This window comes from Streptomyces sp. NP160 (assembly GCF_006335115.1).
GTDB lineage: Bacteria > Actinomycetota > Actinomycetes > Actinomycetales > Quadrisphaeraceae > Quadrisphaera.
The window spans coordinates 17,206-31,072 of record NZ_VDMJ01000029.1 but is presented as its reverse complement, the minus strand read 5'-3'; the positions used below and the strand labels follow the sequence as shown (position 1 = coordinate 31,072).

Annotated in this window: 10 protein-coding genes; 7 read left to right on the top strand and 3 right to left on the bottom strand. The window is 76.5% G+C overall.

The genetic code is table 11. The annotated features are described in order from the left end of the window. Window positions 1-81: 81 nt before the first annotated feature. Entirely contained in the window at window positions 82-1,599 is a 1,518-nt protein-coding gene (locus FHN55_RS15450; protein ID WP_139713223.1) for an NAD(P)/FAD-dependent oxidoreductase, read from the top strand. Window positions 1,600-1,751: 152 nt separating this feature from the next. Continuing rightward, window positions 1,752-1,955 carry a hypothetical protein gene (locus FHN55_RS15445; protein ID WP_139713222.1) on the top strand — a complete coding sequence of 68 codons (204 nt, stop codon included), beginning with the start codon at window positions 1,752-1,754 and terminating at the stop codon, window positions 1,953-1,955. Window positions 1,956-1,971: 16 nt separating this feature from the next. Here the strand turns inward: FHN55_RS15445 and FHN55_RS15440 are convergent, their stop codons facing one another. Together FHN55_RS15440 and FHN55_RS15435 are read right to left on the bottom strand one after the other, a co-directional pair. Further along, window positions 1,972-2,595: a dihydrofolate reductase family protein gene (locus tag FHN55_RS15440; protein ID WP_139713221.1), complete on the bottom strand. Its 624-nt coding sequence runs from the start codon at window positions 2,593-2,595 to the stop codon at window positions 1,972-1,974. An 89-nt stretch (window positions 2,596-2,684) separates the two neighbouring features. Next, entirely contained in the window at window positions 2,685-3,515 is an 831-nt protein-coding gene (locus FHN55_RS15435) for a methyltransferase domain-containing protein (RefSeq protein WP_257571042.1), read from the bottom strand. A gap of 138 nt (window positions 3,516-3,653) precedes the next feature. Here FHN55_RS15435 and FHN55_RS15430 point away from each other — a divergent pair, with 138 nt between their 5' ends. Further along, window positions 3,654-6,476: a bifunctional diguanylate cyclase/phosphodiesterase gene (locus tag FHN55_RS15430; RefSeq protein WP_139713220.1), complete on the top strand. Its 2,823-nt coding sequence runs from the start codon at window positions 3,654-3,656 to the stop codon at window positions 6,474-6,476. After that, window positions 6,473-9,145 (top strand): bifunctional diguanylate cyclase/phosphodiesterase, encoded by a 2,673-nt coding sequence (locus tag FHN55_RS15425; protein ID WP_139713219.1) that lies wholly within the window; start codon window positions 6,473-6,475, stop codon window positions 9,143-9,145. Before FHN55_RS15430 ends, FHN55_RS15425 begins: the two co-directional genes overlap by 4 nt. Here FHN55_RS15425 and FHN55_RS15420 read toward each other — a convergent pair. Next, a complete protein-coding gene (locus FHN55_RS15420) occupies window positions 9,131-9,817 on the bottom strand; it encodes a CDP-alcohol phosphatidyltransferase family protein (protein ID WP_218974711.1) in 687 nt (228 codons plus the stop codon). The genes FHN55_RS15425 and FHN55_RS15420 overlap by 15 nt on opposite strands. Window positions 9,818-9,902: 85 nt before the next feature. Between FHN55_RS15420 and FHN55_RS15415 the strand changes: the two genes are divergently transcribed. The 3 genes from FHN55_RS15415 to FHN55_RS15405 all read left to right on the top strand — a co-directional run bounded on the left by FHN55_RS15415 (window position 9,903) and on the right by FHN55_RS15405 (window position 13,850). After that, window positions 9,903-11,126, top strand: a complete 1,224-nt coding sequence (locus FHN55_RS15415) for a polyprenyl synthetase family protein (RefSeq protein WP_139713218.1) — start codon at window positions 9,903-9,905, stop codon at window positions 11,124-11,126. 91 nt (window positions 11,127-11,217) lie between these two features. Further along, window positions 11,218-12,828: a phytoene desaturase family protein gene (gene crtI / locus FHN55_RS15410; RefSeq protein ID WP_306821815.1), complete on the top strand. Its 1,611-nt coding sequence runs from the start codon at window positions 11,218-11,220 to the stop codon at window positions 12,826-12,828. Further along, a complete protein-coding gene (locus FHN55_RS15405; protein ID WP_218974710.1) occupies window positions 12,819-13,850 on the top strand; it encodes a phytoene/squalene synthase family protein in 1,032 nt (343 codons plus the stop codon). The genes crtI and FHN55_RS15405 overlap by 10 nt, the downstream gene beginning before the upstream one ends. The last annotated feature ends 17 nt before the right edge of the window (window positions 13,851-13,867 follow it).

The window sequence follows — 13,867 nt, the reverse complement described above, 5'->3', positions numbered from 1 at the left end:
GCACGGGGTGGCCCTGTGCCGGTAGGAGTGGCACAGGGCCACCCCGTGCCATCGAGGAGGGGCGCGCATAGCGTGGCGGGCGTGGCCCGGGTGATCGTCGTGGGCGCGGGCCTGGGCGGGCTCGCCGCTGCCGCGCGCCTGGCCGCCTCGGGCCACGACGTGACGGTCTGCGAGCAGGCTGGGACCGTCGGCGGCAAGCTCGGCTGGTACGAGCGCGACGGCTTCGCCTTCGACACCGGCCCGAGCCTGCTCACCTGGCCCGACCAGCTGCGCCGCCTCTTCGCCGCCACGGGCGCCCCGCTGGGCGCCAGCCTCGACCTGCGCCCCGTCGCGCCCACCGACCACCGCTTCACCGACGGCTCGCGCCTGCACCTGACCGACGACCTCGGCCCCGGCTGGCGCCGCCTCCTGGACCGCGCCCGTCGCATCTGGGACGCCACCGAGGGCCCGTTCCTCAGCCGGCCGCTGCACGGCCCCCGCACCCTGGCCCAGCTCGCGGCGCGCCCCGGCGGCCTGCGCGACGTCGCCACCATCGCGCCCGGCACCTCGCTGCGCGCCCTGGCGCGGGCCCACCTCGACGACCCCCGCCACGTCGCCCTGGTCGACCGGATGGCCACCTACACCGGCTCCGACCCGCGCCGCGCGCCCGCCGCGCTGGCGTCGGTGCTGCACCTGGAGCTGACCGGCGGCTCCTGGTACACCCCCGGCGGGCTGCGCCGCGTGGTGGACGCCGTCGCCGACCGCGCCCGCGAGCGCGGCGTCCGCGTCCTCACCCAGACCCGCGTCGAGGAGGTGCTCGTCCACGCCGGCCGGGCCGCGGGTGTCCGCCTCGCCGGCGGGCGGCGGCTGCCGGCCGACGTCGTCGTCGTCAACGCCGACGCCGCGGCCCTCTACGGCGTCCGGACCCCACCCGGCCAGCACCCCCTCCTCCCCGCGGCGACCGCGACGGCGCCCACCCGCGGAGCGCGCGCGGGACTGGCCGCCACCACACCGTCGCTCAGCGGGTTCGTGCTCCTGCTGGCCCTGCGCGGGCGCACGCCCGACCTCGCCCACCACACGGTGCTGTTCCCGCCGCTGGACGGCGCGGGCTACGACGACGAGTTCGACGCCGTGTTCGGCTCAGGACGACGCCGCGGGCGGCCGAGCGCCGTCCCGGAGCCCGCGGTGTACGTCAGCGCCCCGGACGACCCGGCGCTGCGCCCGGACGACGGCTCCGAGGCGTGGTTCGTGCTGGTCAACGCCCCTCGCCACGCCCCCCACGACGTCCGCGCGGGCGTCGACTGGCGGGCACCGGGCTTCGCCGAGGCGTACGCCGACCACGTGCTGGCCGTCATGGCGCGCCGCGGGCTGGACGTGCGCGACCGGGTGCTGTGGCGCCAGGTGCGCACCCCGGCGGACCTGGAGGTGGCCACCGGCGCCGTGGGCGGGTCGATCTACGGCTCGTCCAGCAACGGCGCGCGGGCGGCGTTCCTGCGGCCCGCCAACCGCTCCGGAGTGCCGGGGCTGCTGCTGGTGGGCGGCTCCAGCCACCCCGGCGGGGGGATCCCGCTGGTGCTGGCCTCCGCGGCGATCGCAGCGGGGCTGGTCGGCCCGGTCTGACGGGGAGGGCGCGTCGGGGGACGGCCGGGGTGACGGCCGAGCGGGTGCCTCCCCCCGCACGGGCCTCCAGGTGCGGGTGCGAGCTGTCGATCACGGTGGCGCAGCGGCCCGCTCGGACCGCCGTCGGGCACCACCGACCGGAAGGGGTCCACGTGGACACCACCGCCCTGCTGGACGTCGCCGGAGTCATCGGGCTGGGGGCCACCGTCGTGGTCGCCGCGTCCACCCTGGAGCGCGCGCTGCGCGGCGGCCAGGCCCAGCCCGCCCGTGAGCTGGTGCGCGCCGACGGCCGCCGGGACACCACGCCCGCCGAGGCGTTCGAGCACGCCGAGGGCGCCACCGCCTGGACGCGCTGACGGGTCGTCGCGCCCCTCAGAGCTCGCTCATGTCGCCGGTGCCGGGCACGCCCTCGCGCAGGCCGTAGCGCAGGTGCACCACGCCGCTCGGGCTGGCGGCGGGAGGCTGCAGCAGCTCCAGGGAGGTCGGGGCGGCGCCGGCGGCGAAGACCCGCTTGCCCTGCCCGAGCACCACCGGGTGGAGCCAGAGGTCGACGACGTCGAGGAGGCGCTCGGCCAGCAGGGTCTGCACCAGGTCGAGGCTGCCGACCACCATGACGTGCTCGTGGCGCTCCCGCAGGGCCCGCACCGCGGCGGGCAGGTCCGGACCGAGCAGCTCCGAGCCCGCCCACGCCAGCTCCGGCGTCCCCCGCGAGGCCACGTGCTTGGGGATCCTGTTGAACAGCGCGGCGAAGCCGCCGTCCTGGGAGTCGTCGCGGTGGGGCCAGTACGCGGCGAAGATGTCGTAGGTCCTGCGCCCCAGCAGCAGGGCGTCGACGCCCTCGTAGGCCGCGTCGACCTGGGCGCCGGACTCCTCGTCGAGCAGGGGCGCCTGCCACCCGCCGAAGGCGAACCCGCCCTCCGGGTCCTCCTCGGGGCCGCCGGGCGCCTGCCCGACGAGGTCGAGGGTGGCGAAGAGCGCGGTGCTGATGACGCCCACGGCGGGACTCCCCTGCTGTCGCTGTCCTGACGGTCGAGGGGTCGACCGCGCGGCGGCCCACGACTCATCGGTGGCCGTCGCCGCCCGGCTCAGGGCAGCCGGACGAGCATCTCCCCGTGCAGCAGGGCGATCCAGCCGTCCGGCGCGGCCGCCCAGCGCCGCCACGCCGCCGCGACGTCCTCGAGGTCCTCGCGGGACGCGGCGCCGCTGGCCACGGCCTGCTCGGCGAAGGCCGACGCCGTCGCGCGGCCCGCCCACGACGTCCCCCACCACGTGCGCTCCGCGGGTGAGGCGTAGCACCACGCCGACGCGCTGGCGGTGAGGGTGGCACCGCCGCCGTCGTCGTCGCCCTGGTCACCGGTCAGACCCGCCTCCCTCGCCCAGGCGAGCAGGCGGCGGCCTGCGTCCGGCTCACCGCCGTTGCCGCGGGCGACGCGCTGGTACAGCGCGAGCCACGCGTCCAGCCCGGGCTCGGCCGGGTACCAGGTGGTGGCGGCGTAGTCGACGTCGCGCACCGCCAGCAGGCCACCGGGACGGAGCACGCGCGCGGCTTCGCGCAGCGCGCCCACGGGATCGGCGAGGTGCTGCAGCACCTGGTGGGCGTGGACCACGTCGAAGCTCGCGTCGTCGAAGGGCAGCGCCAGCGCGTCCCCCACCACCCGCTCCACGGCGACGCCACGGCGCTCGGCAGCGGCGGCGGCCTCGCCGAGCACCTCGGCTGCGGCGTCGAGCCCGACCGCGCGTCCTGGCGCGACGCGCCCGGCGAGGTCGGTGGTGATGGTGCCGGGACCGCACCCGAGGTCGAGGAGGTCCAGGCCGGGCCGCAGGTGCGGGAGCAGGTAGCCGCAGGAGTTCTCCGCCGTGCGCCAGCGGTGGGAGGCCAGGACGGGCTCGGCGTGTCCGTGCGTGTAGGTGACCACCGCCCCATCCTGCCCTTTTGTCTCACTGAGCGGGATCCACGTCTCATCAGACGAGACGAAGATCGGCTCGGGGCGACCGAGCGGGGGACCGGACCCCTTCATGCTCAAGACCGGCTCCAAGATCGACGATCAAGCGGCGTGCAGAAGCTCCCGGCCGTCCACCTCCTCCGCGGTCACGCCGCGGCGGCGGCCGTCGTCTCGCTGGTGCTCCTCGCCTGGACCGGCGTGCTGCTCGTGACGCGGGGGACGCCGGCGGCCGAGACGGCCGCCCGCACGGCGCTGGTCGCCCTCGTGCTGGGCGTGTCGTGGTGCGCCCACCGCGCCTCCCTGCGCCTGTCCGGGCTCGACAGGTACCTGTGGCGGGTGGTGAGCGTCGCCGTGCTCGGCTCGTGCGCCCTCTTCGCGTCCACCGGGTGGCGGGGCTGGCTCGCCGGCTCGGCCCAAGAGGGCTCGGCGCAGCCGCTGGACACCGCCCTGCTGCTGGTGGTGGTGGGCGCCACCCTCGCCTGCACCGCGCCGCTGCTGTGGTCCACCAACACCCCCGCGGGCGCGGTGCGCGACGCGGTCGACTGCGCCCTCCTCACGGCGGTCGCCGCCACCGGCGCCTGGTACCTCGTCTTCGCGGGGCAGCCGGCCACGGGGGACGTGGGCCCGCTGACGGCTCCGACGGCGCTGGCGGTGCTGGCCGAGCTGGTCGCCGCCGTGGTCGCCGCCCAGACCGCGGTGCGGACCCGGAGCCTGCACCCCGGGCTGGTGCTGCTGAGCGTGGGCGGGGCCTGCCTGGTGGTCGGCGACCTCGCGGCGGCGGCGCTGTCGGGGAGCGGGCAGCGCCCCCCGGGGGACGTCGTCCAGTGGTGCTGGGCGGTGGCCTCGGCGCTCATGCTCGCCGGGGCGGTCACCGCACGGCGCAGCGCCGGACGCGCCGGCAGCTCACCGGCCGCAGCCCCCACCCTGCTCAGCGGTGCGGCAGCCCCCTGCACCGCCGTGGTCCTGGCCCTGGTGTCCTCCCTGCCCGCGGTGCTCAGCGGTGCGCCGGCCGGCCAGACCGGCAGCTGGCTGCACCTCACCGTGCTGGTGCTGCTGGTCGTCCGGACCACGCTCCTCGTGCTCGACGGCGAGCGGCTCACCCGGGGCCTGGAGCGGCTGGTGGAGACCCGCACCCGCACCCTGAGCAGCGAGGAGCGGCGGTTCGCCGCACTCGTCGTCCACAGCGCCGACGTGGTGGGGGTGGTGGACCCCGACGGCACCCTCTCCTACGCGAGCCCGGCCGTGGAGCACATCTTCGGCACGCGCCCCGAGGAGCTCGTCGGGCGCTCGGTCCTCTCCCTGCTGACGGGCAGCGCCCCCGGGAGCCCACCGGTCGACGAGGCGCTCCGCGAGGTGCTCGAGGGGCGGTGCTCCCGGCGCGAGGTGCGCGCCACCCTGCCCCTCGCCGGCGGTCGCCTCATCACCGTGGACGTCACCCTGACCGACCTGCGCGACGACCCGGCCGTGCGCGGTGTCGTCCTCAACGCGCACGACGTCACCGAGGCGGTGCGCCTCCACGACGAGCTGGGCCGGCAGGCCTTCAGCGACGCCCTCACCGACCTGCCCAACCGCGCCCTGTTCACCGACCGGCTCGAGCACGCCCTCCGCGGCCGCGGGACGCGCGGCCCCGTCGAGGTCCTCTACCTGGACCTGGACGGCTTCAAGGCCGTCAACGACACCCTGGGCCACGACGCCGGCGACGAGCTGCTCGTGGCCGTGGCCCACCGGCTGCGCGCCGTCGTGCGAGAGGGCGACACCGTGGCCCGCCTCGGCGGAGACGAGTTCGCGGTCCTGCTCGACGAGACGGCCGGCGGACAGGAGGCGGAGAACCTCGCCCAGCGCGTCTGCGACGCGGTGCGCCGCCCCTTCACCGTGCGCGGCGTGGAGGTGCACGTCGCCACCAGCGTGGGGATCGCCAGCACCAGGACGGCGGGCCGCGACGTCCAGCAGCTCCTGCGCGGCGCTGACCTGGCGATGTACCACGCGAAGAGCCAGCGCCAGGGCGGTCACGCCTCCTACCACCCGCGCATGCACGAGCAGCTCACCGAGCGGGTCCAGCTCGAGGCCGACCTCCACCGCGCGGTGCGTGAGGGCGAGTTCCGCGTCGTCTACCAGCCGCTGGTCGACATGGGCACCGGCGGCGTCTCCGGCGTCGAGGCCCTCGTGCGCTGGCACCACCCCCAGCGCGGCGTGGTCCCGCCCGCCGCCTTCATCCCCCTGGCCGAGGCCACCGGCCTCATCGACGCCATCGGCGCCTTCGTGCTGCGCGAGGCCTGCCACCAGGTGGCCGCCTGGCGCCAGGAGGTGCCCGGCGCCGAGGACATGCGCCTGTCGGTCAACCTCTCGGGCGTGCAGCTGGCCGACCCTCACCTGACCGGGCAGGTGCTGGCCGTCCTGGAGGAGACCGGCCTGCCCGCCACCGCCCTGGTCCTGGAGGTCACCGAGAGCATGATCGTCGACCAGGACCAGACCGCCCTGGACGGGCTGAACGCGCTGCGCGCCCACGGCATCCGGCTGGCCGTCGACGACTTCGGCACCGGCTACTCCTCCCTGAGCTACCTGCACCGCCTGCCCGTGGACATCCTCAAGATCGACAAGAGCTTCGTCGACAGGCTCACCAGCGACGGCGACCTCTCCCTGGTCGACGCCATCATCAGCATGGCGGGCTCGCTGGACCTGGCCACCGTCGCCGAGGGGATCGAGCACGAGCACCAGCGCGCGGCGCTCGCCGCCCAGGGGTGCTCCACCGGGCAGGGGTACCACTTCTCACCCCCCGTCGAGCCGCACCTGCTCCCCGGTCTCGTCGTCGACGCCCTCCGCCCGGCCCGCGCCGGCCAGCCCGGCCAGACCGGCCGGCCCGAGCAGACCGGTCAGACCGGTCAGACCGGTCAGACCGGTCAGACCGGCGCCCCCACCGCGGAGGTGGCCCGGTGACCACCGCCACGGCCGCCACCGCGCTGTCCCTCGTCGTCGCGCTCCTCGCGGGTGCGTCCGCGGTCGGGAGCTCGCGCTCGCGCTCCGGCGCTCAGCGCCGGTTCTGGGTGCTGCTCGGTCCCGCGGCCGCCGTGTGGACCACCGCCCTGGCCCTGGCGACGGTCGCCCAGGCCAGCGGCTCGGCGGAGGGCCGGTCGGCCACCGACCTGGGACTCGCCAGCCTCGTCTCCTTCGTCGCCTGGCCGGTCCTGGCCGTGGCGGCCGTGGCCGCCCTGACCGTCCGGCACCAGGCGCGCACCACCCTCCCCCGCGACGTGCTCGACTGCGTCCTCCTGACCCTCACCGGCGCCAGCGCGCTGTGGTCGTTCGTGCTGGCGCCCGCCTGGGGGCGGGGGACCGTGCCGCCGGAGACCTGGGTGGTCGTCATCACGCTGATGGCGCTGGCGACCCAGGTGCCCCAGACGGCGCTGCACGCACACCTGCGCAGCCCCGAGCGGGGAGGCGGCCTCCACCTGGCGCTCCTGGGCCTCGCCGTGGTCGCCGCCGGCGACGTGGCCTCGGCGAGGGGCTACCTGCTCACCGGACGCAGCGCTGACCCCACCTCCCTCGCGCTGTGGAGCGCGGGCTGGTCGGTGGTGCTGGCGGGCGCGCTGCTCCACCGGCGTCGCCCGCAGCTCCCGGTCACCCGCCCGGGGCTGGTCCGCGGTCCCGCGCTGCCGCTCTCGGCAGCCGCGATCGCCGTCCTGGCGACGGCCCTCGCCGTGGTCCGCGACGACGGCAGCACCGGGCCGGTGGCGTTCTGGCTGAGCACGGGGGTGCTCGTCGCGCTGACCAGCCGCACGCTCGTCGAGCTGCGCCGCACGACCCTCCTGCAGCGCCGCCTCGAGCGGAAGGTGCAGGAGCGGACGCGGGCGCTGGCCGACAGCCGGCACCGGTTCGCCTCGCTGGTCGCCCACAGCACCCACCTCGTCGTCGTGGTCGACCGGGACCTGCGGCTCACCTACACCAACCCCGGCGCGACGCGCCTGCTGGGCGGCGAGCAGGCGCCCCCCGTCGGACGGCCGGCGGCCGACCACCTCCACGACGGCGAGGGGCCGGCCACCGCCGCCGCTGCGCTGCGCTCCGTGGTCGAGGGCCGCGTCGAGCAGCTGGAGGTGCGGCTGGCCCTGCGCCACGCCGACGGGCACCGCGTGGACGTGGACGCCGTGGTCACCAACCTCCTGGACGACCCCGACGTCCAGGGCCTGGTCGTCAACGGCCGCGACGTCACCGAGGCGCTCGCGCTGGAGCGCCGGCTCAGCGAGCAGGCCTTCACCGACGCCCTCACCGGGCTGCCCAACCGCGCCCTGTTCCGCGACCGCCTCGAGCAGGCGCTGCGCAGCCGCGCCGCCCGCGGACCGGTCAAGGTGATGTACCTCGACCTCGACGGCTTCAAGCGGGTCAACGACACCCTCGGCCACGACGCCGGCGACGAGCTGCTCGTGGCCGTCGCGGAGCGGCTGCGCAACGTGCTGCGCGAGGGCGACACCGTCGCCCGCCTGGGCGGCGACGAGTTCGCCGTCCTGCTCGACGAGGGCGTCGTCCTCGACGAGGCGACAGACCTCGCGCAGCGCCTGTGCGACGCGGTGAGCCGGCCCTTCAGCGTCCGCGGGACGGAGGTCCGCGTCGGGACCAGCACCGGCCTGGCCAGCAGCCGGATCGCCGGGCGCAGCGCCGAGGACCTGATGAAGGCGGCCGACCTGGCCATGTACGAGGCCAAGGCGGCGGGCCGCGGGCGCTTCGCCGTCTACCACCCCGTGATGCAGCGGCAGCTCGCCGAGCGCGTCCAGCTCGAGGCCGACCTGCGCAGCGCTGTCGAGCACGGCAGCTTCGCGGTCGTCTACCAGCCCCTGGTCGACATGGGCAGCGGCGCCGTCTCCGGCGTGGAGGCCCTCGTGCGCTGGCTCCACCCGGAGCGCGGCGTGGTGGTCCCGGCCGACTTCATCCCCCTGGCCGAGAGCACGGGCCTCATCGACGCCATCGGCTCCTTCGTGCTGCACGAGGCCTGCCTGCAGGTCGCCACGTGGCGCGCCGAGGTGCCCGGCGCCGAGACCATGCGCCTGTCCGTCAACCTGTCGGCCCACCAGCTGCGCGACCCCGAGCTGGTGGCCTCCGTCGTCCACGCCCTGGCCTCGTCCCGCCTCCCCGCCTCCTGCCTGGTGCTGGAGGTCACCGAGAGCGTCTTCGTGGGTCAGGACGACGCGGCGCTGCAGGCGCTCGACGCCCTGAGGGAGCTCGGCGTGCGGCTGGCCATCGACGACTTCGGCACCGGCTACTCCTCGCTGAGCTACCTGCACCGCCTGCCGATCGACATCATCAAGATCGACAAGAGCTTCGTGGACAGGCTCTCCAGCGACGGCGACACGTCCCTGGTCGACGCCATCCTCAGCATGGCCGGCACCCTGGGCATGTCCACCGTCGCCGAGGGCGTGGAGCACGAGCACCAGCGCGCGACGCTGGCCGCGCAGGGCTGCGCGACCGGCCAGGGCTTCCACTTCTCCCCGCCGGTGGAGGCCGACGTCCTGCCGGAGCTGCTGCTGCGGGCGCTGGCGGCGGCCGCCGAGGGCGGTGGGGCCGCCGGGAGCGGTGGGACCGCCTCCGAGGCACCGGCTGCCTCAGCGACGGCCTGACAGCGCGCGGCGCACCGCCGCGAGGACCTGCAGCAGCCCCGCGAGGGCCGCCGCCGCCCCCACCCAGGCCCCCACCGCGGCCCACGTGGCCGCGGCCTGCGGGTAGGCGCCGCAGCCGAGGGCGAACATCGCCGCGACCGCCACCCGCGTGGGCCGTTCGGAGACCGTCACCGCCCCCGGCCCGGTCATGCCCTCGGCCTGAGCGCGGGCGCGCGCGTACTCGTGGAGCTGCCCGGCTCCCACGGCCACCAGCACCGGCAGCGCGGGGGCGCCCAGGAGCCACAGCGCCGCCACCGCCGCCGCGTCGGCCACGCGGTCGCAGGCGGCGTCGAGCACCGCTCCGCCCCGCGAGGCGGTCCCGCCCAGCACCGCCACCGCGCCGTCGAGCCCGTCGGCGAGGGCCGCGAGGGCCAGCAGCAGCGCCACCAGGAGCGCCCACCGGCCCCCCGCCTCGGCCTGGGCCGCGGCGGGCGCCAGGGCCGCGAGGCCGAGCACCAGCCCCAGCACCGTGACCGCCGAAGGAGGGACGCCCGCGGCCGCCAGCGGCGAGGCGACCCGCCGGACGCCGTCGAGCCAGACGCGCACCACCGGTGACGCCGGGGTGCCGCCGTGGGCGGCCGACCAGCGCCGCAGGTGCTCCTCGCGGCCCATCTCGCGCGTCCCGCCAGCCACAGCGGTGACCCTACGGCCGTGACGCGCGTCCCTCGGGGCCGTCGCTCGACGAGCGGCGGGCGGATCGACGCATAGGCTCCACCGGGTGAGTCCCGCCCACGTCCTGGACGCCGATGACCTGCGGGCCCGCGTCCAGACCGAGCTGGACGCCGTGCTGGCGGCGCAGGCGTCCGTCCTGGCCGACGTCAGCGACGACTGCGACGCCCTCATCTCCGCCGTCGCGCGCCTGGTCGCCGGCGGCAAGCGGCTCCGCCCGGCGTTCTGCTGGTGGGGCTGGCGCGGCGCCGGCGGGGACCCGTCGGAGGCCGCCGCGGGGGACGCCGTGGTCCGCGTGGCCACCGCGCTGGAGCTGTTCCAGGCCGCGGCGCTCATCCACGACGACGTCATGGACGCCTCCGACACCCGCCGCGGCATGCCCGCCACGCACCGCTACTTCGCCGGCATCCACGCCGAGCGCCGCTGGGACGGGGACGGCGACAGGTTCGGCGACGCCGGCGCGATCCTCACCGGGGACCTGTGCCTGGCCTGGTCGGACGAGGTGTTCCGCAGCGCGGACCTCGCTCCCGACCGGCGCCGCGAGGCCGAGCTGGTCTTCGACAGGATGCGCACCCAGCTCATGGGCGGGCAGTACCTCGACATGCTCGCCCAGGCCGCGCCGCTGCGCCGGATCGCGGCGGCGGCGGTGCACGGGGGCGCGGCCGGCGCCAGCGCCGGGACCACGGCGCCGGCCCCGCGCCGGGACAGCGACGACGACGGCGAGGACGGCCAGGAGGCCGCGCTGCGCCGCGCCGAGGCCGACGCCCTGCTGGAGCGGGCCCGCCGCGTCATCTGCTTCAAGAGCGCGAAGTACTCGATCGAGCACCCGCTGCTCGTGGGCGCGGCCCTGGGCGGCGCCCCGGCCGAGCTGGTCGAGGCCTACAGCGCCTACGGCCTGGCGCTCGGCGAGGCCTTCCAGCTGCGCGACGACGTGCTCGGCGTCTTCGGCGACCCGGCCCAGACGGGCAAGCCCGCCGGTGACGACCTGCGCGAGGGCAAGCGCACCGTGCTCGTGGCCTGCGCCCTCGGCGCGTCCAGCGCGGCCCAGGCCGACCTGCTGCACCGCCACCTCGGCGACCCCCGCCTCGACGCCGACGGCGTGGCGGCGCTGCGCCGCGTCATGGTGGAGACCGGCGCGCTGTCCCGCGTCGAGGACCTCATCGACGACGGCGTCCGCCGGGCCCGCGAGGCCCTGGCGGGAGCCCCCGTCACGCCCCAGGCCCGCGACGCGCTCGAGGCGCTCGTCGTCGCCGCGACGTCCCGCGCCGCGTGACCGCCCCGCCACCGCACCGCACCCAGGACCCCGCACCCGCTCCCCGCTCGCCGCACCTCTCCGCGTCCAGCCCCAGGCCAGGAGGCACCCCGTGACCGCGCTCTCGTCCCCCCTGCTCAGCACCTCCCCCGGCGTGGCGCTCCGCCGCGCCGCCGACGCCGTCATCCCCGGGCGCCAGCGGGGCGTGGTCGGGCCGACCGACCACGTCGTCGTCGTCGGCGCCGGGCTGGCCGGCCTGTCCGCCGCCATGCGGCTGGCCGGCGCCGGCCGCAAGGTCACCGTGGTGGAGCGCGAGGCGCACCCCGGCGGGCGCGCCGGCCGCATCACCGCCCCGGCGCCCGACGGCGCGGGCGACTACCGCTTCGACACCGGTCCCACCGTGCTGACGATGCCGGACCTCATCGCCGACTGCTTCGACGCGCTCGGCGAGGACATGGCCGACTGGCTGACGCTGGAGCCGGTCAGCCCGCTGTACCGCGCGCGGTTCGCCGACGGCTCCTCGATCGACGTCCACGCCGACCCCGAGCAGATGGCCGAGGAGGTCCGCCGCGTCTGCGGCGCCGACGAGGCCGCCGGCTACCGGCGCTTCGTGGAGTTCGTCTCCCAGCTGTACCGCGCGGAGATGCGCACCTTCATCGACAGGAACATCGACACCCCGCTCGACCTGGTCCGTCCGGACCTGCTGACGCTGCTGCGCCGCAAGGGCTTCGCCAAGCTCGCGCCGGTGGTGGCGCAGTACCTGCGCGACGAGCGGCTGCAGCGCGTCTACTCCTTCCAGGCGCTGTACGCGGGCCTGTCCCCCTACGACGCGCTGGCCATCTACGCGGTCATCGCCTACATGGACTCCGTGGCCGGCGTCTTCGCCGCTCGCGGCGGCATGAGCGCGGTGCCCTCCGCCATGGCCGCGGCCGCCGCGGCGCACGGGGTCGAGTTCCGCTTCTCCACGACGGTCGAGAGCGTGGAGCACTCCGGGGGCCGCGCCAGCGCGGTCATCACGGCGGACGGCGAGCGGATCGCGGCGGACGCCGTCGTCCTCAACCCGGACCTGCCGGTGGCCTACCGGGACCTGCTCGGCGTCAAGCACCGCCGCCTGCGGCCGCTGGTGTACTCGCCGTCCTGCTACCTCATGCTCGCGGGCTCGAAGGCGTCCTACCCCGACGCCGCCCACCACACGATCCTGTTCGGGCGGGCGTGGAAGGAGGTCTTCGAAGAGCTCACGGGCGGTCGCCTGATGAGCGACCCGAGCGTGCTGGTCTCCACGCCCACCGTCAGCGACCCGGGCCTGGCCCCGGACGGGCGCCACGTGTACTACGTGCTCTTCCCCACTCCGAGCCTGTCGGCCGGCGCCAAGCACGGGCTCGACTGGAACGAGGTCGCCCCCCGCTACCGCGAGCACGTGATCTCGACCCTGGAGCGGCGCGGCTACCCCGGGTTCGGCGACGGCATCGAGGTGGAGGACATCACCACCCCGCTCGACTGGGAGGCCCGCGGCATGGCCGACGGGGCCCCGTTCGCCTCCTCGCACACCTTCGGGCAGACCGGGCCGTTCCGGCCGGGCAACCTGTGGGGCGAGAACGTGGTCTTCACCGGCTCGGGCACGCAACCCGGCGTCGGGGTGCCGATGGTGCTGGTGTCCGGTCGCCTGGCCGCGGAGCGCATCACGGGCCGCGACCCCCGCTACCGCTCCCGCGCGTGGCGGTGACCGGTCTGGGCACGACGACGACGGGGGCGGCAGCGCCCGTCCCGTCGCTGCGCCGCCGGCCCGCCGGCAGCGCCAGCCTCGACGCGGCGGGCATCACCGACCCGCAGCTGCGCGCCGACCTGCTGGAGTGCCGCCGCCTGCACGCCGAGCACGGCAAGACGTACTTCCTGGCCACCGCCCTGCTCCCCCCGGCCAAGCGCCCGTGGGTGTGGGCGCTGTACGGCTTCGCCCGCTACGCCGACGAGTTCGTCGACTCCCTCACCGACCCCGACCCCGACGCCCTGGTCTCCTGGTCCGACGAGTTCCTGGCCAGCCTCGACGGGCGCGCGCAGCCGACGGAGCCGGTGGGCCGGGCGATGCTCGCCACCGTGCGGCGCTGGGACGTGCCGCTGGGCACGGTGACGGCGTTCCTGGAGTCGATGCGCGCCGACATCACCACCACGCACTACCCGACCTACGCCGACCTGCAGGGCTACATGTACGGCTCGGCCAACGTGATCGGGTTGCAGATGCTCCCCGTGCTGCAGCCGCTGCCCGGCGCCGAGGCGGAGGCCGCTCACCGCGCCGAGCTGCTGGGCGAGGCGTTCCAGGTGAGCAACTTCATCCGCGACGTCGGCGAGGACCTCGACCGGGGCCGCACCTACCTGCCGGACGAGCACCTGGCCGCGTTCGGCGTGACGCGCGAGCTGCTCGAGGCGGGCCGCCGCGCCGGGCCAGAGGCGCCGCTCGACGGACGCGTGGAGGAGCTGCTGCGCTTCGAGGTGGCGGAGAACCGCAAGGTCTACCGCGAGGCCGAGCCGGGCATCGCCCTGCTCCACCCGACCAGCCGCGACTCCATCCGCTGCGCCTTCGAGCTGTACGGCGGGATCCTCGGCGCCGTCGAGGACGCCGACTACCGGGTGCTGGCCCAGCGCGTGTCCGTGCCGGTGCCGCGCCGCCTGGCGGTGGCCCTGCCGGCACTGGCCCGGGCGCGAGCGGCCCGCCGCGAGATGGCCCGCTGGAAGGCCCTCCCCGCTCGGTGACCCCCTCCCCCTCTCCG